Below are 22694 nucleotides of genomic sequence, written 5' to 3'. Positions count from 1 at the left end.
CAGCACTCCCCGGGACGGGTCAGTTGGTGATGTTCGGGTCGAAGGTGAAGATCACGTACGAGCCGAGGCTGATCACCAGCACGATCGACACGTAGAGCAGCACCTTGAGCCAGAACCGGGTGGCGTCCTTGCGGGCGTAGTCGTTGATGACCGTCCGCAGGCCGTTGCCGCCGTGGATCTGCGCGAGCCAGAGCATCGACAGGTCCCAGAACTGCCAGAACGGCGACGCCCAGCGGCCCGCCACGAACCCGAAGTTGATGCGGTGCACACCGCCGTCGAGGAGGTTCATGATGAACAGGTGGCCGAGCACGAGCACGATCAGCGCGAGGCCGGAGATGCGCATGAACAGCCAGCCGTACAGCTCGCCGTTGCTGCGGCGGGCGGCCGGGCGGCGCGGGCTGCGCGGCTTGGCCAGGGTCAGCTCGCTCATCGTCAGCTACCCCCGAACAGGTCGTTGAGCGTGCGGGCCATCATGTAGTAGGCGCCGGGCGCCATGACGCCCGCCCAGATCACCAGGATCACCCAGAGCATCAGGCGCTGGTACTTGGGGCCCTTGGACCAGAAGTCGACCAGCATCACGCGGAGGCCGTTGAGCGCGTGGTAGAGCACGGCGCCGACCAGGCCGACCTCGAAGAGGTTCACGACCGGGTTCTTGTAGGTCTCGATGACCTTGTCGTACGCGTCCGGCGACACGCGGACCAACGCGGTGTCCAGGACGTGCGCGAACAGGAAGAAGAACGTCAGCACGCCCGTGATGCGGTGCGCGACCCAGGACCACATGCCCAGGTCGCCGCGGTAGAGCGTTCCGCCTCCTCGGGAGGTGCCCGCCCGCTCAGTAGCGGTGGTGCCGGCCATGCGCAACGGCCTCCAGCGTCAGTGGTGGACTGGTCGCGCGTTCTACGCCGACCTTGACCCCCGGATGCTAGACCCGAGCGTGGTGGCCGACCCAACGGCCGGACCCGCTCTGTGAGCGACGAGACACGGTGTCGCGGCTTGATCGGTACACTTCGGCGCTGACGTGCGGCGCGGGTCACTCGACCTGGTGACATGTTCCGTCCACAGGGGAGTGGCGCCCTCGTGCGGACCGACGGCGCCGGAGGGTTTCCGACGCCGTCGGCGGGTGCTCAAACGCGCTGGTGGGTGCCCGTGCCGCCGGCCGGTGGTGCCGCGGTGATGGCTCCCGCGACCTGGACCGCGGCCTGCTCGCCGTTGGTGAGCAGCACCAGCGCGACGTGCGCCAACTCGGGCGTCATCGCGGGCGTGAACGGACGTCCGCTCACGGTGCGCACGATGTGCTCGGCGTGGCCCAGCAGCCGGGCCAACCCGTTCGGGTCCAATCCGGAGTTCAGCACGGTGGCGCTGATCGGGCCGTTCTCGGTGCGCAGCAGGTGGGTCAGCTGCGCGCCGGTCCACGCCGGTGGCGGCGTCGGCCGGTCGGGCAGCACCAGTTCGGCGTTCACGTTGCGGCGCGATTCCGGCGTCGGCGTGCCGCCGTCCGGTCCGGGACCGCGCCCGTGCGACACCGCGACGATCCTGATCGCGTCCGGGGAGAGCCGGTGCTCCGGCGGCACGCCCGCCTGCCGCTCGGCGAGCAGCCGCACCACCTCGGCCCTGGTCCACGCGGCGGCGACGTCGGCGCGCTGCTGCCCGGTGCGGGTGGCGTGCAGGTGCGAGTTGCCCTGGCCGTGCAGGTGGATCTCGGGCATCGGCAGCCCGTTGCGCGCCCGCCAGAGCGCGGCGTTGACGGCGTCCGTCGCGGTGCCGGTCAGGCTGCTCCGCTCGGGCAGGTCGACCGTGCCGTCGGCGACGGCGGCCGGGTCGAGGTGCTTGGCCCCGGCCATGGCGACCTGGCGGTGACCCGGTTGGGCCTCGCCCGCCGCGACGACCACCAGCCGGCTCTCCTGCTTCAGGTCGGAGGCCGAGTGGTCGAAGTACGTGTCGCCGGCGTTCCGACCGAACGAGCGCACGAACCAGGTGCCGGAGGGGTCGGGCAGCGTGTTGAGGAGGGCCCGCGCCCGGGTGCGGGCGGCGCGGTGCGCGTCGGACTTGCCCCGGTCGGCGGGGTCGAGCTCGGCCTCCGCGCGGAGCCGCGACACCGCGGACAGCGCCGTGGCGAGGTGGCGCACCCGCTCGGAGGGGTGCTGGGCCAGGGCGTCGAGCTCGTGGCCGTGCCGCGCGATGTTGTCGTCCACCGCGCGGTCCAGCAGTCGCACGCGCAGCGCGGACTGGCGGCCCACCTCGACGCTGACCTGGGAGCGGCCGTCGGTGCTCTCGGCGACCACCGGGGTGACGTGGTAGGACCAGGTGTGCCCGGTCGCCGCCGACCCGAGCCGCTCGCGACCGTCCTCGTCGACGTCGAGCGTGTCGATGCTCTGGGCGATGTACGACTCGCCCTTGCGGGCCACGGCGAACTGGTTGATCCCCAGGCGTTCCGCGACGGCGTCCAGGTGCGCGCCCTGCGCGGAACCGGGGCGCAGCGCCTCGCCGTACGGCCTGCCCGGTGCGACCTTCGTGATCGCCGTGGTCGCGCCCAGCACCTCCGCGACCTGCTCGCCGGTCGCGGTGAAGCCGGGGTCGTGCACGTCGAGGGCGACCATGTAGGCGATCTCGTGCAGTCCCGCGAACCGCTGCCCGTCGAAGTCGGCGAGTCGCCCGACCACCGGCGTGGCGTCGTCGGGCGAGCGGAGCACGACCTTGTTGAGCGGTCGGCCGGTGATCCTCTGGGCCAGTTCGTTGCACACGTCGGGCGGTCGCCGCGTGAAGTGCGGCTTGACCATGACGAGGCGTTCGCCGCCCGGTCGGCGGACGCCGTTGCCGGGAACGGCGCGCAGTTCCAGGATGCTGCCGTTCTCGCGCAGGTGGGTGTTCGCGTCCGCCACGACGGCCTCGGTGGCGTAGAACTCCTGGAAGGAGCTGTCCGCGTCGGACCTCGGCACCGCGATCGTGCCGTCGTCGGCGAAGACCAGCGGCGGCTTGTCGACCGGGGTGCTGTTCTGCTCCACGACGACGGACGGGAAGCCGGCGGGGTTCTCGCGCAGCACCGGGGTCCGGTCGTTGCGGGTGAACGGCGGCACGGCGCCGTCGGTGTCGATCTCGTAGTCGAGGGTGGCGCCGATCGGGAGTGAGCGGTCGGTGGTGTCGTGGTCGCCGACGTCCGAGGACCGGTCGGAGTACGCGTCGTCGGAGTCGGAGTCGGGCCGGGTGTGGTTTTCGACGTTCGCGCGGGCGATGTCGGCCAGGCGGTGTGCGTCCCGGGCTCGGGCGCGGGTGTCGTCCAGTTCCGCGCGGGTGGCGGCGTGGTCGGAGATCGCGGTGGGGAGTTCGGTCCGGGCCCGGGTGTCGCCGGACTCCGCGCGGTTGCGGAGGTGGGCTTCGCGGAACTCGGTCAGGCGGGCGCGGTCCTCGACGTCGGCGAGTTCCGCGTCCAGGCGGCGGCTTTCGGCTTCCCAGTGCGCGAGTCGTTGCTGCGGCGAGGAGTCCGGCGCCAGTGGCGTGGTGGTCCGCGGCTGCTGGGTCTTGGCGCCGTACCTCGCTTCGGTCGGAGGCGTCAGCGGTTCGGCGAGTTCGCGCGGTTCGAGGAGGTCGGGGCTCCAGTCGACGTGGACCGCGGCGCGGTCCGGCAGGCCTCCGGGCGTCGCGACGGCGTCCACGCCGAAGCGGCGCAGCAGGGCGGCGACGGTCGAGGAGTGCGCGCCGTCGACCCACACCGCCGGGCGCGACCGGCCGAGTGCGTCCCGGGTGGTGACCGCCTCGGTGATCTCGGCGGCGAACTCCTCCAGCCGCGCCACCTGGCGCGGGGTGAACGAGGTCGCGTCGCTGTCGAAGCCCAGGACGACCTCGGGCGCGGCGCGACCCTTGTCCGGGTTGGTGATCAGCTCGGGTCGGCGCAGACCCGGCTTGGCGGGCGCGGTGGACTCGGTCGCGATCCGGCGGTTGTCGATCAGCCACAGGTGCCGCGGTTTGATCTTCGGGTTGGGTCGGCCCGAGCGCGAGCCCATGAGGGTGTCGTCGCCCTGGACCCGACCCGCGGTCTCCCGGCCGCCGGTCGGCTGCTGGAACACCGTCTTGTCCGGGTCGACCTCCAGGTACTCGTCGTGCAGGCCGAGGGTGTGCCCGATCTCGTGCGCCAGCGTGGCCGGGGTCGAGGTGGGCGCCCAGTGGTACTGGTCCTCCCGCGTCGTGTTCGGCGACACGTGGACGACCTGGTGGGCGTCCCGGGCGTCGTCGGTGAACTCGACGGTGACGTGGAACATCTCGCCGGAGGGCAGGTGGTGGCCGCGGTTGTAGAGCGTGTCGACGCCCTCGCGGGTCGTCTGCTTCACCGCGTCGAGCTGCGCCGGCGTGGTGCCGTCCTGCGAGGTCAGCTTGACCTTGACGGTGAAGTCGCGGACCGGGACGCCGTCGACGGTGAAGGACCGGGTGTCGTAGGCGACCTTCCCGGTGGTCAGCCGGAGGTCGGCGAAGTCGGGCGTGACCACCGAGTGCGTCATCGGGATCGCCACCTCGGAGCGGACCCGGCTGGTGATCGGGGTGGTGGCGCGCGCCGCGACGATCGCGTCGTGGTCGACCCACTTCGCGCCGTGGAACCAGTCGGCGGTCGAGGCCTCGCTGTGCCGCCAGGTCTCGTCGGTCAGCGGGTCGGTGACGGGTTCGGCCACCGGGGTGTGGTCGGCGGTCGGCGGCTCGGTGCCCGGGGTGGCGTCGGGGGTCGACGTGCCCGGGAGGGTCCAGTCGACGTGGACGCCGGTCGACGTGCCGGTGGTCGCCGTGGCGGTCGCCCTGATGCCACGAATGCCGAGGAGCGCGGCGACCTGGTGCGCGTCCGGACCCGACACCACGACGGCCGGCGGCGGGTAGCCCCGGTCCGCGCGGACCACCGTCGAGTCGTGCACGTTCGCGATCAGGGTGTCGAGCTCGGCCGGCTGCCAGCCCTTCTCCAGCACCTGCTCGGGGCGGTTCGGGCCGCGCCGCAGGTCGCGTTCGGCCTGCTTCTCCGGCGTGACGACGAGCCGTGCCGGGTCGACGGGCGGCACGGCGGCCGCGTGCGCTTCCAGCCGCGCGCGGTGGGCGTCGACGAAGGTCGCCGCCCGGATCGCGGACTCGTGGCCCTCGACCTGCGACGCCACGACCGTGCCGTCGGCTTCGAGGTGGTGCGCGAGCCGCATCAGGTGGCGGGGTTCGAGCTCGGAGTGCGCACCCGGGACGCCCATGACGCTGTTGCCCGCGATCGTGCCGACGGGCTCGGGCGGCAGGCCGAGGAGCCGGCCGACCTTGTGCGCGAGCAGGGCTTCCGAGTCCACTGTGGACATCACGTCCGGGCGGTCGGCGCTGTGCCCGGTCACGCTGACCGCCTGGTGCCCGGAGCCGTTGAGGGTGAACTCGACCGTCACGTTGAGGCGTTCGCCGGTGGGCAGGTCGTAACCCCGGTTGAACACGCTCTCCGCGCCGCGCCCGATCTTCTCGGTCAGCGCGGCGAGGTCGTCGGGGTGGAGGGAGTTCGCGCCCAGGTCGAGCGTGAGCGTGATGTCGCGGACCGGGACGCCGTCCACGACCATCAGCCTGGTGTCGTAGGCGACGTGGCCGGAGTCGAGGTCTCCGGACGGGTAGGCGACCGTGCGGCTCACCGGGACCTGGGTCCGCGCGGCGGCGATGGCCTCCGGGAACCGGGTGTGCTCCGAGTGGAACCACGGCGCGTTGTGGTCGGTGCCGTACTCCAGCGGGTCGGCCTTCGGCAGCGGCGGCGGTTCGACCCGCGCGGTCTCCGGAGTGGGCGTCTCCGGCACCGCGACGTCGTGGACCTCCTGGGAGGAGGCCAGGTCGTCGGAGTCGGCGACGGACGAGAGGTCCGAGTACAGCGAGCGGGCGTCGACGTCGTCGATCTCCGAGGAGACGTCGGAGTAGAGCGACGAGGTGTCCGAGTCGACGTCCGCCATCGGGGCGTTCATGGGCGCCACGGCCGGGTGCGGGGTGGCGGTGGGCGCCGGTGGCGCGGTCGACTCCATCGCGATCCGCCGGTTTTCGATCAACCACAGGTGGCGCGGTTTGATCGCCGCGGTGGGCGTTTCCGTGTCCTCGTTCATCAGGCTGTTGTCGGTTTGTGACGAGCCGACGCCGGGACGGCGGGAGAACACCGGCTTGACCGGGGTGACCTCGACGTACTCGTCGATCAGGCCGAGGCTGTGGCCGATCTCGTGCGCGGCGACGTTGGGGAGGATCGTGGGCGGCCAGGAGATCTGGTTCGGCCTGGTGTGGCTCTCGGAGATGCTGATCACGTGGTGCGCGTCGGCGGCGTCGTCGGTGAACTCCACCGTGACGTTGAACATCTCGCCGCCGGGCAGGTGGTAGCCGCGGTTGTACAGGTCGGCCACGCCGGCGGCGGCGTACGCCTTCACCTTCGCCAGTTGCTCGGGGGTGACCGTCGCGTCGGGGGTCAGCTTCATCCGGACGGTGAAGTCGCGGACCCGGACGCCGTCGACCTCGAACGTCCGCGTGTCGTAGCCGGCCGTTCCGGCGACCGCCTTGGGGAAGAACCGGTGGGGGGTGATCGCCGCGGTGCTCAGCACCATCCGGTACTCGCCGCGCACCCGCGAGGCGATGGGCGCGGAGGCGCGTGCGGCGGCGATCGCCTCGGGGGCGACCCACTTCTTCGGGCGGAACCAGGGGGCGGTGGGCGCCTGGTTGTGCCGCCAGGTCTCGTCGTCCAGCGTCGTGAGCTTCGGGTCGATCGGCTTGTGCGCCGGGTCGTCCAGCACCTCGGGGGAGTCGTCCGGCCGGACCAGCGGCTCCGGGAGTGGCGTGGTGCGCGGAGGCCGCTTGGGGTCCCAGTCGACGCTGACCGAGGTGGCCATCGCGTTCTGCGACCAGTCGACCGTCGCCTTGACGCCGCGCTTGCCCAGGGCGGCCACCACCAGCGGCGCCTGCACCCCGGACACCTTCACGACCGGCGGGAGGTAGCCCCTGGCCGCGCGCTTCGCCGTCGCCTCGGTGACGTCGGCGACGAGGGTGTCCAGGTCCGCCTTGCGCCAGAAGAAGTCCAGCGTCTGCTCCGGGGTGCGGCCCGCGCGCACCCGGTCGATGAAGGCCTTGGTCTCGGGGGAGGTGGTGGGCACGACGACCGGGGCCGAGTTGTCGGGCGCGGGCGCGGGTGCGGGCGTCGCCACCGCGGCGGGCTGGTGGCCCGCGGGTGGCGGCACGGCGGTGCCGTACGTGCCGATGTCGCTCGCGAGCCGCTGGAGGTGCCGGGGCTTGAGCTCGGAGCCGACCTGGTCCGCGCGCCGGCCCGTGATGCTGTTGTCGTCGATCGGCGCGGCCGACTCCGGCGGCAGGCCGAGGAGTCGGGCGACCTTGCCCCCGAGGTGGTTCGAGTTGGCGGCCTCGGACCACTCGTCCGCCGCGCCGCGGTGGCCGCCGGGCACGACGGTGATCGTCTGGTGCGCGTCCGCCGGGTTGTCGGTGAACTCGACGTTGAGGGCGAACAGCTCGCCGTTGGGCAGGTTGTAACCGCGGTTGAAGTGCTGCGTGGCGGCGTAGGCGGTCCACTGCTTCATGGTGTTCAGGTGGGCCGGGTCCACGCCGTCGGCCGCCACCATGGCGATCTTGAGCGTGACCTCGTGCACCGGGACGCCGTCCACGGTGAGCCGTCGGACGTCGTAGGCGACCTGGCCGCTCGGCAGGTCCGCGGTCGGCGCCGCGACGGTGGACGTCACCGGCGTGGCGGCGCGGGCCGCCGCGATGTCCCGGCCGGACACCCACTTCTCGGAGTGCAGCCACGGGGCGGTGTGGTCGGTCCCGAAGTCCTCGATCGGGGTCAGCCGGGTGGTCGGCCGCATCCGGGGCGGGGTGACCGGCGGTCCTGCCGGGACGGTGCGCGGCGGGGCCGGCGGGGCGGGATTGGGGTCGTTGAACGATTCCAGCGCCTTCATGCGGCTGTCGATCAGCCAGGCGTTGCGGGGCTTGAGGCGGACGTCGTCCGCGTCGATGCCCCGGGTCATCGGCGCGTTGTCGTTGACGACGCGGCCCCTGCCGTCCTGGTGCTGGAAGATCGGCTTCACGGCGTCGGTCTCGTGGTACTCGTCCTGGAGGCCGAGGAAGTGGCCGACCTCGTGCGCGAGCCGCCGCTGGTCGGTGTCGACGGGCCAGTTGAGCTGGTCGGCGCGGCCCTCCGCGTCGGTCAGCGCGACGGTGGCGTGCGCCGCTGCCGGGTGCCCGACGAACTCGACGGTGACGTGCAGCTGTTCGCCGGACGGGAGTTTGTTGCCCTGGTTGAACAACTCGTCGATCCCGGCCCGGGCGCGGGCTTCGACCTCGGTGCGGGCGTCCGCGTTGCCGGCGAGGTGGATCCGGACCGTGAGGTCCTTGACCTTGACGCCGTCGACCTCGAACGCGCGCACGTCGTAGGCGATCGGCGCGCGCTGGCCGTCGATCCGGATGCCGTCCGCGGCCACCGCCGAACTCGACAGCACGCTGTGGTCCTCGCCGCGGACCCAGCTGGTGGGCGGGGTGGTGCGGCGGGCGTCGGCGATCGCGTCGTTCGACACCGGTGTGGCGTTCTCGAACCACGCGTCGGTGGCCGCGGTGTCGTGCCGCCAACCCGGTTTCTCCAGCTCCGTGCGGGCGGGCAGGTCCTCGGAGGTGATGACCACCGGCTCGGCCATCGGGGTCGACACCGGCGCGGGCTTCGGGGCGTAGCCCTCGGGGCGCTTGAGGTCCCAGTCCACGTGGACGTCGGTGCCGTCGGTGCGGCCGTCCGCGCGGACCGCGGCGTCGATGCCCCTGGCGGCCAAGGCGTCCTTGACGCTCTGGGCGTGCGCGCCGGACACCTCGACGGTCGGCGGCAGGTAGCGCAGCCGCTCGCGGGACCGCGTGATCGACTCCAGCTCGGTGGCCAGCGAGTCGAGCCGGGCGGTCTGGGCGTCGGACAGCGCGGTGTCGCCGGGTGCGACCTCGAACGACAGCTCCGGCTTCGCGCCGACGGGCGCGGACCTGGGCGTCACCGGTTCGGGCACGGCCATCGGCTGCGGCGTCACGTCCGCGCGCGGCGGCGCCGAGGGCGAGGCGAAGGTGGCGCTGCCGGACGAACCCTGCCCGTTCTGCGGCGGGTTCCCGGGGTTCGGCGTGACGTTCGTGTCGAGTGCCGGCACGACCCGCGGCGGCGCGTTGTTGTACGCCGTGATCTGCGCGTCGACGGCCGCCCGGTCGGTCCACCACTTCGCCTGCGCCGCGTGGGCTTCCCGGCGCTTGGCGTCCAGCTCGGCCTCCGCGTCGGCGACCTCCTTCAGCAGCCGGGCGTGCTCGTCCGCCGCGTCCTGCTGCCGCCGCTCGGCCTTGGCGACCTCGTCGCGGGTGGTCTTCTCGGCCTCGATCGCGGTGGTCAACCTGCCGTCGACGTCGTCAAGGCGCTCGCGGGTGGTCCGGACGGTCTCGTTCGCCTTGCCCAGCTCCGTGGAGGCGTGGTCCAGCCGGCCGTCGAGCTCGGTCGCGACCTCGACCGCGCGCTCGTGGCGCCGCGCGGTCTCGTCGAGCCGCACGCGCGCGTCCTCCAGCTGGAACTCGAGCTCCCGCAACCGGTACCGCGCGCCGTCCCTGGTCTCCACCGCCTGGTCCAGGGCCAGGCCCGGCTCGGAGGTGTCGACCACGCGCTGGATGTCGGTCAACGCGGTACCGACCAGCCGCGCGTCGTTCTCCAGCGTGCGGACCTCGGTGTCGAGGTCCCGCGCGGCCTGGCCGAGACGGGCCGCGTCCTCGTTGGCGCTCCGGGCCTCCGGTGCCAGCCGGGATTCCGCGAGCCGCCACGTCTCCGCGTCCGCCTCGGCCTTGTCGAGGGTCGTGCCCAGGTCCTCGGCGGTGGCCCGCAGCGGCTCGATCCGGTCGAACTCGATCCGGTGCGCGTCGCGCGCGATCCGGAGTTCGCCGTCCCGCGCCGTGACCGCGTCACCGGCGGTCTTGATCTCCGGCGCGGTCCTGGTGATCAGGTCCTGCGCCGTGTAGCGGGCCTTGTCGGTCGCGATCTCGGCCTTGCGCCAGGTCTCGGCCGACTTCTTCGACGTGTCCTGCGCGGTCGACAGGTCGGTGTCGGCGAAGTCCTTGCCCAGCATGGCCTCGATGTCCGGCGCGCCCATGCGCACGTCCGCCGAGTTCGGCACGACCAGGTCGTACACGCCGACCTTCCCGCCGCCGAGGTCGGCCACGAACCGGTACTCCACGTCGAACTCGACCAGGCCGGTCCGCCCGCTGGGCTTGATGTTCTGGCCCTTGCCGCCGGTCGGCGCGCCGGACCGGCCGTCGGACGACTCCGCGCCGTGCTTGCCCTCGAACCCCGTGGTGGTGAAGTTCGGCGAGTGCACCGGGTCCGCGTTGCCCGCGGCGTCCTTCTCGGCCATCGCGAACCCGCCGGCGCCCCCGCCGAGCAGCGCGTCGGCCGTCTCCGCGGTCCGCAGGTCGGACGTGGTCGAGGAGGTGGTGCCCTTGGGGTTCTCCAGCTTCACGCCGTCGGTGACCGACGCCAGCCTGGGGTTGACCAGCTTCGCGTACACCTTGAGGTTCGCGTGCTGGGACGAGCCGAGGCTCGACTCGTGCAGGCCCGGCACGTCCAGCGGCACCAGGGTCATCTCCGACAGCGAGGACTGGAGGTTCTCCTGGCTGATCGCCGACTGGAGGGCGTTGAGCGACCCGCTGCCCTTGCCCGTGATCCCGTTGCCGGCGCCGGCCCGCTGGAGCGCGGCGACCGCGCCGAACCGCATGTCCTTGACGCCGCGGATGGCCTCGACCGACGACGTCGGCGGCAGCACGACCGGGGTGCCCTGCGCCTTCCACTGGTCGATCCGGGGCTGCGTGGCCTCGACGGCCGGTCGCGCGGTCGCCTCGGCCCGGTAGGGCGCCGGCGGGGGCGGGCCGGTCGGCGCGTCCACCTTCACGTTGTCCGCGTGCAGCCGGACGGCGAGGTTGCCCTCGGGGCTCACCGAGCGGCCGACGACCGAGTTCCCCTTCTCCACCACCAGTTCGAACCGGATCGGGACGTTGTAGCGGGCGGCCGGACCGGTCGAGATCTGCCAGTTGCTCTCCTGGCTCGCGACGGTCTCGGACGTGGTGCGGCTCTGCGCGAAGTTGAGGTTCGTCGCGGCGGCGGCGCCCGCGGTGCCGCTGAGGTTGCCCGACGAGTTCGGCACCGCGAGGCCGGGTGTCCGCGCGCCGATGCCGAACGAGCTGCCCCTGCCCTGCGACTCGGTGTCCCGGGACGAGCCCGACACGCGGTGCTCGAAGTCGACGCCGTCGTTGATCGCGCGGTCGAACACCGGCTCGCCGATGTGCGCCTTGAGCGTGACCTGGTAGGTGTCCTTGCCGATCACCGTGCCCGGCTTGTGCAGCAGCAGCGGCACCCCGCCGTCCAGCGCGCTGTCGATGAGCGCCTTCATGCTGGTCTTCGACGTGAGGTCGGCCAGCCGCTGGAGGTTGTTCATCGAGTCGTTGAGCACCGACTCGGGGATCAGCGGGGCGGCCACCCGGCCGCCGGTGTTCTCGTTCAGCTGCGTGACGAGGTCGTTCACCGTCGTCGTCAGGTCCGGCACGTCCTCGATGATCGACAGGCCGAGCGAGCCGGGCTCGTTGGCGTGCAACCGCTTCGGGGACTGCATCTGCGGCAGCGGGTCGAGCGCGATGTCCTTGAGCGGCGGCAGCACCCCGAGGTCGCGCGCCACGTCCTCGGTGACCCGGACGAACACGCTGCCCGGCATCGTCACGGACTTCGCCGCGGTGCGCGGCGTGCCCTTGTACAGCGCGTTGCCCGACCGGCTCTCGGCCGCGAGGTCGAACGTGGCGTCGAGCTGCACCAGCACGGTCCGGTTGGTCGCCGGGCGCACGGTGTTGCGGTCGATGCTGCCGCCGACCTCGGTCGCCGTGCCCTTGGTCCGCGACCACGGCGTCCACTTGGCGGTGGCCGAGAAACCGCCGGCCCCCTGGGGCTTCGGGTTGTCCGGCCGGGCCGCGAAGCCGGCGTTGACGCTGCCCTCGACCGACTGCGTGGTGCTCTTGGCGTCACCGGCCCGGAAACCGCCGGAGATGATGTTCTCGCTCGGCGTGGCGTCCGAGACGGACACCAGCTTGGCGTTGCCGAACTTCACCGCCATGCCGATCGCGCCGGTCCGGTCGGTGACCCGCCGGTCGTACTTCAGACCCGTCTCCTGCACGCCGTTCTCGCCGGCGCGGCGCAGTGAGGCCTTCAGGTTCTCCGGGCTGAACATCCGGTCGATCTGGTTGCGCGCGTCCGAACCGGGCACGGTCAGCGCGGTGCCCTGCCCGGCGGACTCGTTGAGCAGCGCGATCGCCTGGTCCCGCAGCTTGTCCGCGTTCGCGACCGCCTCGACGTGGATCCAGTCCGGCGGCGGGGTGCGCGGCGTGCTCGGGTTGAGGATGCGGTGGATCGTGGTGTCCAGGTTCGCGACCGTCGGGTCGCCCGGCTTGAACGCGGCCGGGTCGGTCTTCATCGCCGAGCTGTCCGACACCCACAGGTGCACGTTGCCCGAGATGGCCGGCATCTCCTTGGGCGCGTTCGGGTTCGTCGGGTCGACCGGGTTCGCCGGGTCGACCGTGCGCGCGACCACGCGCTCCCGCGGCACCTGGAGGAACGGCGACCCGGGCGTGACCCGCTTGACCCACGAGCGGTTGCGGCTGTACTCGGTGATCGTGATCTCGAAGTCCAGGTCGTGGTCGAAGACCTGGGAGTGCGCGGTGCCGGTGTTCAGCGACAGGTTGTTGACCGTGGGACCGGCGTTGGTCCTGGTCGACGTGGCGCTGGTGTACTTCACCGCCGCGCCCGCGACGGGGGTGACGGTCGAGACGCCCGGCTTGGTGACCTTGCCGCCGCGGCCCTCGATGCCCGCGCTCCACCCCTTGGTCGTGGTGGTGGAGGAGTCCAGCCTCGGCGCCACCGCCGACGACGCCCGGATGTTGCGGTTGTCGGCCTGGCCGAGGTGCGTGCCGTCCTTCAGCTTCGCCTTGACCGTGACGTTGACGTAGTGCGTCTTCGTCCCGTCCTGGCGCTTGAGCTGCACCTGGACACCGGGGCCCATCAGGCTGTCGATCTTGCCGCTGAGCGCCGCCTTGGACAGCTCGGTGTCGAGCTTGCGCTGGTTGTCCAGCTGGAGCGCGATGTCCGAGAAGTTCTTGCGGTGCCTCGGGTTGGTCGGGGTGTCCCAGCTGGGCAGGAAGTCGCCGTAGCCGCGCAGCGACTTCAGCGTCGACTCCACCTGCGGCTGCACGTTGCTCGCCGCGGTGAACTCGCCGACCTTGATGTTGCCCGCCGCCAGGCCCTCCTTGAGGTACGGCGGCTCGAACCGGGGTTCGGCGGTGGGCTTGGTGATGCCGGGCTGGGTGCCGGGCGGCACGGGCAGGCCGTGCGCGGCGGCCTCGGGCAGGCCGATCCGCATGTAGGTGGTGACCGGGACGACCACGTCGGTGCCGCTGGGCGTGCGCACGGTGACGTCCGCGGTCACCTTGTACAGCCCCGAGTTGCCCTTGACCTGGATGCCGGTGCGGTTGGTCGCGCTGCTGCCGGAGGTGGACGACTCGGTGTTCTTCGCCGAGTAGCCGCCGGTGATGCCCGCCGAGCCGAGTTCGACGACCTGCGCGTTGGCGCCGCCGCCGACCGAGGCCGTGACGTCGAAGCCGCTGGTGGTCGAGGTGGTGACGGAGCTGCCGCTGGTCGAGAAGTCGTGCAGGCGCAGCTGGGCCGAGTCGTGCGAGCCGACCAGCTCGGCCGACGTGAGCTTCGCGCTCATCTGCACCGCGTTGCCGTAGGCCAGGTGCGGGCTGGTCAGCAGCTTGGAGGTGACCTGGCCGGTGAGCATCGCGCCGAGGTTGTCGCGGATGTTGGTGCCGCTGAGGAACTCGCGCAGCGCCGTGCGGCCGTCCGCGCCCGGCTTGGTGATCGACGGGTGCAGCTCGGCGGCCACGTCGGTGAACGCCTGGTCCGGGTCGAGCACGACGACGGCCTCGGGCACCACGTGCTCGACCTTGGCGCCCCAGTCGGCGTCGGGCGGGGTGATCGCGCCCTGCGTGTTGTCGGTGTTCTTGAGCTTCGCCAGGTCGTCGGGGATCTGTAGGTCCACCGTCGTGCCCGGGTCGGTGTCGATGACCTGCTGTCCGATCGGGGTGCCCTGCGCGTTGGTCAGCGTCACGTTGTAGGTGACCGGCACGGACACCTGGGTCGACGCGTCGCCGGAGCGGATCGAACGTTCGTCCACAGTGGACGATTGCAGGGTGACCGTCGACGTCGGGGTGGACAGCGGGGTGCTCACGCCGATCGACCCGTACGCGCCGATGCCCTGGCTCGCGGTCGCGGTGATGCCGAGCGAGTTCGAGGTCGCGACGGTGGTCGTGGTCGAGCTGGACGAGCCCGACTGGGTCACCAGGTCGACCTTGGCCGGCAGCGGCTTGCTGCCGTTGGGGTTCGGCGCGGGCGCGGGGGTCGCGGCGGGCGGGTTCATGACCGCCTGCACCTTGGCGTCGAACCACTCGTTGCCCTGCTTGACCTGGAACGTGCGGCCCTCGCCGAGGAACGACTCGAAGTTGGTGGTGAGCTCGTGGTCGATCTTGTCGATGCCCTCGGGCGTCGCGTTCGCGTTGGGCGGCAACAGGGTCGTGACCGCGGTGGTGACGCGGTCGGTGCCGTGCACGCCGGTGATCGCGATCGTGCCCAGCGCGTGGTTGCCCTGGAAGAAGTCCGGCAGCGTGGTGGTCGGCAGCACCGAGGCCGGCGCCGGGGTCACCACGATCAGCGGGATCGCGGCCGCCGGCGTCGGCGTCGGCCGGAACAGGTCGCGCAGGCCCGGCGCGTTGGGCGCCTGCACGTTCTGGTCGACGTCGAAGGCCGTCGTGGGGTTGGTGAACGACTCCAACGCCTTCATGCGGCTGTCGATGAGCCACGCGTTGCGGGGCTTGAGACTCGCGTCGTCGGCGTCGATGCCCTGCGTCATGGGCGCGTTGTCGTTGACGACGCGGCCCTTGCCGTCCTGGTGCTGGAAGATCGGCTTGACGTCGGTGGTCTCGAAGTACTCGTCGTGCAGGCCGATGAAGTGGCCGACCTCGTGCGCGAGGCGCCGCTGGTCGGTGTCGACGGGCCAGTTGAGCTGGTTGGCGCGGCCGTCGGGGTCGGTCAGCGTGACGGTGCTGTGCGCGTCGGCCGGGTTGTCCACGAACTCGACCGTGACGTGCAGCTGTTCACCGGACGGGAGTTTGTTGCCCTGGTTGAACAACTCGTCGATCCCGGCCCGGGCGCGGGCCTCGACCTCGGTGCGGGCGTCCACGTTGCCGTCGAAGTGGATCTTGACCGTGAGGTCCTTGACCTTGACGCCGTCGATGTCCAACGTGCGCACGTCGTAGGCGATCGGGCCGCGCCACGCCTTGAGGTCGATCCCGTCGGGGCCGACCTTCGAGTTGTCCAGGATGCCGCCGTCCTCGCCGCGGACCCAGCTGGTGGGCGGGGTGTTCCGGCGGGCGTCGGCGATCGCGTCGTTCGACACCGGCGTGGTGTTGTCGAACCAGTCGGCGGTGCTGTCGGTGCTGTGCCGCCACTTGGGGTCGTCCAGCTCCGAGCGGGCGGGCAGGTCGGTCGAGGTGATCACGACCGGCTGGGCCATCGGGGTGGACTTCGGCGCGGCCGGCGGCACGTAGCCCTCGGGGCGCTTGAGGTCCCAGTCGACGTGGACGTCCGCGCCGTCCGGGCGACCGCCGGGGCGGACCACGGCGTCGATGCCCTTGGCGACGAGTTCGGCGCGCACGGACTGGGCGTTCGCGCCGGACACCTCGACCCTGGGCGGCAGGTAGCCGAGCCGGTCGCGCTGGGACTTCGCGTCGGTGAGGTCGGTGGCGAGCGCGTCGAGCCTGGCGTTCTGGGCGTCGGACAGCCTCGTGTCGCCCGGCGCGAAGTCGAACGACTGCTCGGGGCGCGCGGTGCGCGGGGTGGCGTTCGGGCTCGCGGTGGGGTCGACCGCAGGCGTCGAGCGGGGCGCCGGGACGTCGGTGGCGAACGGCGGCGCGGGCGGTGCCGGTGTGGTGTTGGTCTGCGTGGTGGTGGTGTTCGGCTGCTGGGTGGTGCTGCCCTGCTGGTTGCCCGGCGTGGTGATCGGGGTGTTGCCGCTGGTGGTCGAGGTGCTGCCGGTGGTGGTGTTCGGTTGCGGGGTGGTGCTGCCCTGCTGGGTGTTCGGGGTGGTGTTCGGCTGCTGGGTCGAGCCGCCCTGCTGGGTGGCCGGCGGGGGAGGCGGCGGCGGGGTGTTGAGCGTGTCGATGCCCTCGTCGAGCGTGATCTTGGCGTCCCACCAGGCTTTCTGCCGCACGTCCGCCGCGTCGCGGAGGTCGGCCAGCTCGTTCAGCGTGGTGTCGAGGTCGGTTTGCAGCAGGTCGACGGCCGCCACCGCCGCGTCCCGGTTTTCGATCGCCGTGTCGAGCGTGGCCTGGGTGCCCGCCGCGGTCTGCACCGCGTTGTGCAGGTTGTTGTTGGCCGTGTCGAGCTCGCCGGTCCTCGTCGTCACCTCGGTCTGCGCCGTCGCGAGCCTGCCCTGCGCCGCGATCGCCTCGGCGTTCGCGCGGTCGAAGGCGTTCTGGGCCTGCTGACGTCGCCCGTCGGCGGCCGCCCGCTCGTTCGTCCGCTCCTGCAACTCGGCCGTCAGGTCGGCCACCCGGTCCTGGCGCTCCCGGAGGTCGGCCTGGGCACGGGCGAAGTCCGGCGAGTCGGTCGGCGGCAGGGTGGTGTTCGCCACCGCCTGCTGCGCCACCGCGAGCTTGTCGCCCAGCGCGGTGACGTCGGAGTCGAGGTGTTGCGCGCTGAACTTCGCTCCGGCGAGGGTGTTGTCCAGGTCGGTCAACGGCTCCTGCGCCCGCCGCAGCTCCTCGACCCGTTGCCGCACCGCCTCGTTCGCGGTGTTCAGCCGGTCGGTCGCGGCCGTGACGTCGGCCGTCCGGTCGGCCACCGCCGTCGCGTTCGGGGCGTGGGCGTTCGTCGCGTTCGTCACGACGGTGTCGGCGTTCGCCACGGTCTGCGTGGCCTTCGCGATGTCGGTGTGCAGGCCTTCGGCCTTGTGCAGCGACACCTCGGCCGCGGCCTCGGCCTTGCGCCACTCGGCCGCCGCGTTCTTGACGTCGGTCTGCGGCGCGTTCAACGGCGTCAAGGGCTTGCCCAGCACCGTCTCGACCTGGGGCGCCGGCATCCGCAGCTGCACGGAGTCCGGGATCGTCAGGTCGACCACCCGGATCCGGCCGTCGCCGAGGTCGGCGACGATCCGGTACTCCATGTCCACGTCGACAAGACCGGAACGCCCGCCCGCCTTGGGGTTCTGGGACTTGTTGCTCGTCTCGCCGCCGGCGTTGGTGTCCGCGACCTCGGAGCCGTGCTTGGTGTCGATGCCGGGGGACGCGAAGATCAGGTCCGGCGACTGCTTCGACGTCACGTTGGTCGCGCCGACGCCGATCGTGACGTCACCGGTTTCGGTGTGCTTGGAGTCGCTGGAGGTGGCCGACGTCGTGGAGGTCGGGTTCTCCAGGGCGATCGTGTCGCTGATGCCGGCGAGCCGCGGGTTGACCATCTTGCTGTAGATCTTGAGCGACGCGTGCTGGCCGAAGCCGAGCGTCGCCTCGTGCAGCCCCGGCACGTCCAGCGGGGTCGAGTTCATGCCGATCAACGTCGGCTGGAGGGTTTCCGAGCTGAGCGTGGTCTCCAGCGCGTTGCGCGAGCCGGAGCCCTTGGCCGTGATGCCGCCGAACGCGCCCGCGCCGGTCAGCGCCCGGATCGACGCCTCGCGCAGCTCCGCCGCGCCCCGGAACCCCTCGACCGAGGTGTTCGTGGTCGGCACGTCCACCGGGTGGCCGCTCTGCTGCCACGCGGTGATGTTCGCCGGTCGCGCCTCCGCGTTCGGCCGCACCGAGACCGACTTCGTGAACGGCGGCGGCGCGGGCCGGGTCGGCGTGGACACCTTCATGTTGTCCGCGAGCAGCCGGACCGTCATGTCCTGCGGCTGGGCGGTTTCGACCCGTCCCAGCTCGACGTCGCCGCGCTCCACCACCAGTTCGAACTTCAGCGGCACGGTGTAGTGGGCCTGCGGGCCGAGCGCCTGCCGCAGGTTGCCCGCCTGCTCGGTGGTCGACGTGGACGTCGAGTTGGTGTGCGCCTGGCCGACGGTCGCGGTGCCGATCGCGCCGACGCCGACGGTCAGGTCGGGGTTCGAGGTCTGCGGGATGCCGCTGCCCTGCGCGCGGATGCCGACGTTCCAGGCCTTGCCCTTGCCGTGCTGCTCGGTGTCCTTCTGCGAGCCGGTCGACGCGTGCTCCATGTCCGAGCCGTCGTGCGTGGCCTTGACGAACGTCGGCGGACCGGCGGGCACCGCCTTGAGCGTGACCTGGTAGCTGTTCTTGCCGAACGTGCCCGGCTTGTGCACCAGCAGCGGGACGCCGCCGTCGAGCGCGCTGTCCATCAGCGCCTTGACGCTCGCCTCGGACGTGAGGTCGACCATGCGCTGGAAGTTGTTCATCGAGTCGTCCAGCACCGACGTCGGCATCAGGTCGGTGCCGAGCCGCGCGAGGTTCGTGCGCAGCTCGGGCACGAGGTTCGACAGGTCGGGAACCGTCTCGATGTGGCTCAGACCCAGGTTGACCGGGGTCGGGGCCACCACCGGCGGGGTGGTCGCCGGCGTGGCCGTGGTCGGCGTCGGGGTGACGGCCGGTGGGTTCGTGGCCGGCGTGGTGTTGGCGGGTGTGGTGTTGGCGGGTGTGGTGTTGGCCGGCGTGGTGGTGGCCGGGGTGGCGACGGCGGGCGTGGGCGCCGGGGTGAACAGCTTCGGCGTCTGCATGCCGGGGAACTGGATCTTGCCGACGTGCGCCGGAACCGGTGGCAGCAGGCCCATCTGGCGCGCGGTCGCCTCGTCCACCCGGACGAACACGCTGCCGGGCATGTCCACGGTGGACCCGGCGCGGCTGGTCGTGCCCTTGTGCAGGGTGTTGGCGTTGCGCGACTCGGCGACCACGTTCACCTTGGCGTCCAGCTGCACGAAGTACGTCCGCTGGGCCTGGCTGCGCTTGTTGCGGAACACCTCGCCGCCGACCTCGCGGGCCGTGGTGTCCGACTTCGACCACGGCGTCCACTTGGCCGTGGGCCCGATGCTGCCCGACGCCTTCGCCTCGGTCTCGGCCTTGATCGGCACGTTCAGCGTCCCGGCCAGGTCGATCGACTTGCTCGTCGCCTTGCTGTCACCGGTCTTGAAACCACCGGTGATCGCGTTCTCGGTCGGCGTGCCGTCGGAGAACGACATCAGCTTGGGGTTGGACAGCTCGACGCTCATGCCGATCGCGCCGGTGCGGTCGGCGACCCGGCGGCTGTACTTCATGCCGCCTTCCTGGATGCCGGTCTTCGAGGAGATCGGCAGCTGCGCCTTGATGTTCTCGGCGCTGAACATCTTGTCGATCTGGTTGCGGGCCTGGGTGCCGAGGCTGGTCAGCGAGCCGTCGGCGTTCGACGCCCGGTTCAGCACGTTCAGCGCCTCGGCGTGGATGGCACCGGTGTTCGCGACCGCGTCGACGTGCAGCAGGTTGTACTTGTTCCGGGTGGCGGGCGCGGGAGTCGTCGTGGCGGCCGGGGTTTGGGTGTTCGCGGGCGTTTGCGTGTTCGCGGGGGTCTGGGTGTTCGCCGGGGTGGTGGTGGCCGGCGCGGGCGAGGTCCACTTGCCGCTGACCAGGTCCGCGATCGTCGGCGGGTTGGTGATCGGCTGCGGGTTCGGCGCGCCGATCGGGGAGGCGTTCGGCGGCGTCTTGAACGTCGCGCCGTCCGGCACCCAGAAGTTGACCTTGCCGCCGATCGGCGGGATGTGCGCGACGTTCGCCGCGATCGGGACGCCGTTGGGCGACACCGTCGGTGCGGGGTTCGGTGCCGGGGTCGCGGTGGTGTTGGGCGCGGCGGTGTTCGGGGTGGCGTTCGGCGTGGCCGTCGCGTTCGGCGTCGCGGTGGTGTTCGGGGTCGCGTTCGGCGCCGGGTTCGGGTTGGTCATCGCCACGACCTGGGGCTCCGGGAGCTTCATCCTCGGCGAGCCAGGCATCAGCCGCTTCACCCACGCGCGGTGGGCGCTGAACTTGGTGACCTCGACCGTGATGTCCACGTCGTGCTGGAACACCTGGGCCTTCGAACCGCCCGTGCTGAGCGTCGTGGTGTTCGCCGTGGCGCCCGACGACGTCTTGTACGAGGTCGAGCTGTTGTACTTCGCGCTGACGTTCGGCGCCGGGGTCACCAGGTTCCCGCCGGACACCGTCGGCACCACGAGCCTGCCCTCGACGCCCGCGTTCCATCCTTTTTGGACGGTCGTGGAGCTGTCCAGCTTCGGCGCCGCCGACGCCGAGCCGCGCACCGCGTGGCCGTCGACCTGGCCGAGGTGGGTCGGGTTGCGCAACGTCGCCTTGACCGTGACGTTGACGTAGTCGTTGGACCACAGGCCGCGCCGCTTGAGCTGGACCGTGACGCCCGGTCCGAGCATGGTGTCCATCTTCGCGGTCAGCGCGGCGCGGTTGAGCTCGGTGTCGAGCTTGCGCTGGTTGGCCATCGCGTCGACCACGTCGGCGAAGTTCTTGCCCGACGTGCGCGGGTTCGCGGTGGTGTTCCACTTCGGCAGGAACCCGTCGAAACCGGGGATGCCGCTCAACGCGGTCTCGACGTGGCCCTTGACGTCGTTGGCCGGCGCGAACTCGCCGACCTTCGCGCCACCGCTCGCGACCTGCGACGCGAGGTAGGGCGGCGCGTGGCGGGTGTTCGGCGTGCCGGCGACGAAGGTCGTCTTGGACGTGGGCTGCACCGGCAGACCGTGCGCGGCGGCCTCGAACGTGCCGATGCGCATGTACACGGTCGTCGGCACGACCACGTTCTGCCCGCTGGGTGTCTTGACCTCCAGGTTGGCGGTCACCTTGTACAGCCCGGTCTCGGACTTGATCTCGATGCCGGACTTGTTGCCGCTGACCGTTCCGGACCCGGAGGTCTCGGTGTTCTTGGACGAGATGCCGCCCACGAAACCCGCCGTGCCACCGACCGTCTTCGGCACCAGCGCGCCGCCGCCGACCGCGATGTTGACGTCGAAACCGCTCTTCGTCGACGCCGACACGGAGCTGCTCGTGGTCGCCGACTCGTGGATGCGCAGCTGGGTGTCCGAGGTCGTGCCGACCAGCTCCGCGCTGATCGGCGTCAACCGCATCTGCACCGCGCTCGCGTACGAGCTGTTCGGGCTCACCAGGTCGGGCGAGGTGATCCAGCCGTTGAGCATCGCGCCCGCGTTGTCGCGGATGTTGGTGGGGCTCAGGAAGTTCTGGAGTTCGGTCCGGCCCGGCGCGCCCATCTTCGTGACCGACGGCGGCAGCTTGCTCGCGACGTCGGTGAACGCCTGGTCCGGCGTGACGTTGCCGTCGAACGTGACCGCCTCGGGCGCCGGGTGCTCGATCTTCGCGCCCCAGTTCCCGTCCGCCGGCGTGGCGACCGGGTTGGTGGTCGCGGGCGGCGGCGTGAGGTTGGTCATCTCGTCGGGGATCTTGAGCGTGATGTCGACGGGACCCGGGTTCGGGGTGTTGGGCGTGACCGGCCCGGGGACGGTGACCGGCGTGCCCGCGACGTTCTGCGGGTTGATCAGCGTCAACGTGTAGGTGACGGGCACCACCGCGTTGGTGGAGTTCTTGCCCGACCTGATCTGGCGGTTGTCCACTGTGGACGTCTGCGAGGTGTTCGTCTCGGACGGGCGGGCGAACTGCGCCTTCGCGCCGACCTGGCCGTACGGACCCACGCTCGTGCCGAACAGCACGGAGGTGCCGATGTCGCCGGTGGTCGAGACCTGCGTCGTGGACGACGTGGTCGACCCGCTGTTGGTCGCCATGTCCACCTTGGTGGAGGTGGTCGGCGGTGCGGTGGACGGCGCCGGGTGCAGGGTCGCGACGACCTGGATCTCGTAGTTCATGTTGCCGACGCGGACCGGGAACTTGCGGCCGGTGCCGAGCAGCGACTCGAAGTTGCCGTTGATGGCGGTCTCGATCTGCCCGATCCCCTGCGGCGTCGCGCCGTCGATCCGGGGCAGCAGGTTCGTGGCGGCGGTGAGGACCTGCGGCACGCCGTGCGGGTTGGCGGTCGCGATGGCGCCGAGCGCCCGGCCGTTCTGCACGAAGTCGGGGAGGTTCTTCCCGGGCACGATCGGGTTCTGGGCGCCGGGGTTCGGGTTGGGGTTCGGGTTCGGGTTGGGCGGCGGGGTGACCGTCGTCGTGGTGTTGGTGTTGCCGGTGTTGGTGTTGCCGGTGGGCGGGGTGACGGTGATGACCGGCGGCGGGTTGCCGGTGGTGGTGTTCGTGGTGGTGCTGGTGCCGGCGTTCGGGTTGGTGTTGCCGCCGGTGGTGGTCGTGGGCGTGCCTCGACCGAACGCCTTCCTGATCTTGTCGCCCAACGGCGAGTTGGGCAGCATCGGCGCGACGACCGGGGTGGTCTGCGAGCTCGAGTCGGTGCTCTTCGCCGGGGTGCTCTGCTTCGGCGGCGTCGTGGTGGACGGCGTCGTGGTGGACGGGGTGGAGTTCTCCGGCAACACGGCGGACCGCGACCCGGACCCGACCGGCGTGGACCCGACCGGCGGCGGGTTCAGGTCCGCGCCGGGCTTGGGCGTGCTCGAGGTCTGAGCCGCCGGACTCTGCACCGAAGGCGATGG

General features: G+C 71.7%; 4 protein-coding genes. 1 reads left to right on the top strand and 3 read right to left on the bottom strand.

Going from position 1 to position 22694, the window contains the following annotated elements; genetic code table 11:
- Window positions 1-19: 19 nt before the first annotated feature.
- From AB0G50_RS05225 to AB0G50_RS05215, 3 genes are all read right to left on the bottom strand, one after another.
- Window positions 20-430, bottom strand: coding sequence for a succinate dehydrogenase hydrophobic membrane anchor subunit (locus AB0G50_RS05225; RefSeq protein WP_360102470.1), 411 nt, complete (start codon window positions 428-430; stop codon window positions 20-22).
- Window positions 431-432: 2 nt separating this feature from the next.
- Window positions 433-855: a succinate dehydrogenase, cytochrome b556 subunit gene (gene sdhC / locus AB0G50_RS05220; protein WP_360102468.1), complete on the bottom strand. Its 423-nt coding sequence runs from the start codon at window positions 853-855 to the stop codon at window positions 433-435.
- Between the two features lie 269 nt (window positions 856-1124).
- A complete protein-coding gene (locus AB0G50_RS05215) occupies window positions 1125-22190 on the bottom strand; it encodes a hypothetical protein (protein WP_360102466.1) in 21066 nt (7021 codons plus the stop codon).
- On the opposite strand from AB0G50_RS05215, the gene AB0G50_RS05210 reads away from it, so the two are divergent.
- A complete protein-coding gene (locus tag AB0G50_RS05210) occupies window positions 22135-22665 on the top strand; it encodes a hypothetical protein (RefSeq protein ID WP_360102464.1) in 531 nt (176 codons plus the stop codon). The genes AB0G50_RS05215 and AB0G50_RS05210 overlap by 56 nt on opposite strands.
- The last annotated feature ends 29 nt before the right edge of the window (window positions 22666-22694 follow it).

Source organism: Actinosynnema sp. NPDC020468 (genome assembly GCF_040642015.1).
Classification (GTDB): Bacteria; Actinomycetota; Actinomycetes; order Mycobacteriales; family Pseudonocardiaceae; genus Actinosynnema.
The sequence above is the reverse complement of the archived record's forward strand: the minus strand, read 5'-3'. Positions and strand labels throughout refer to the sequence as shown.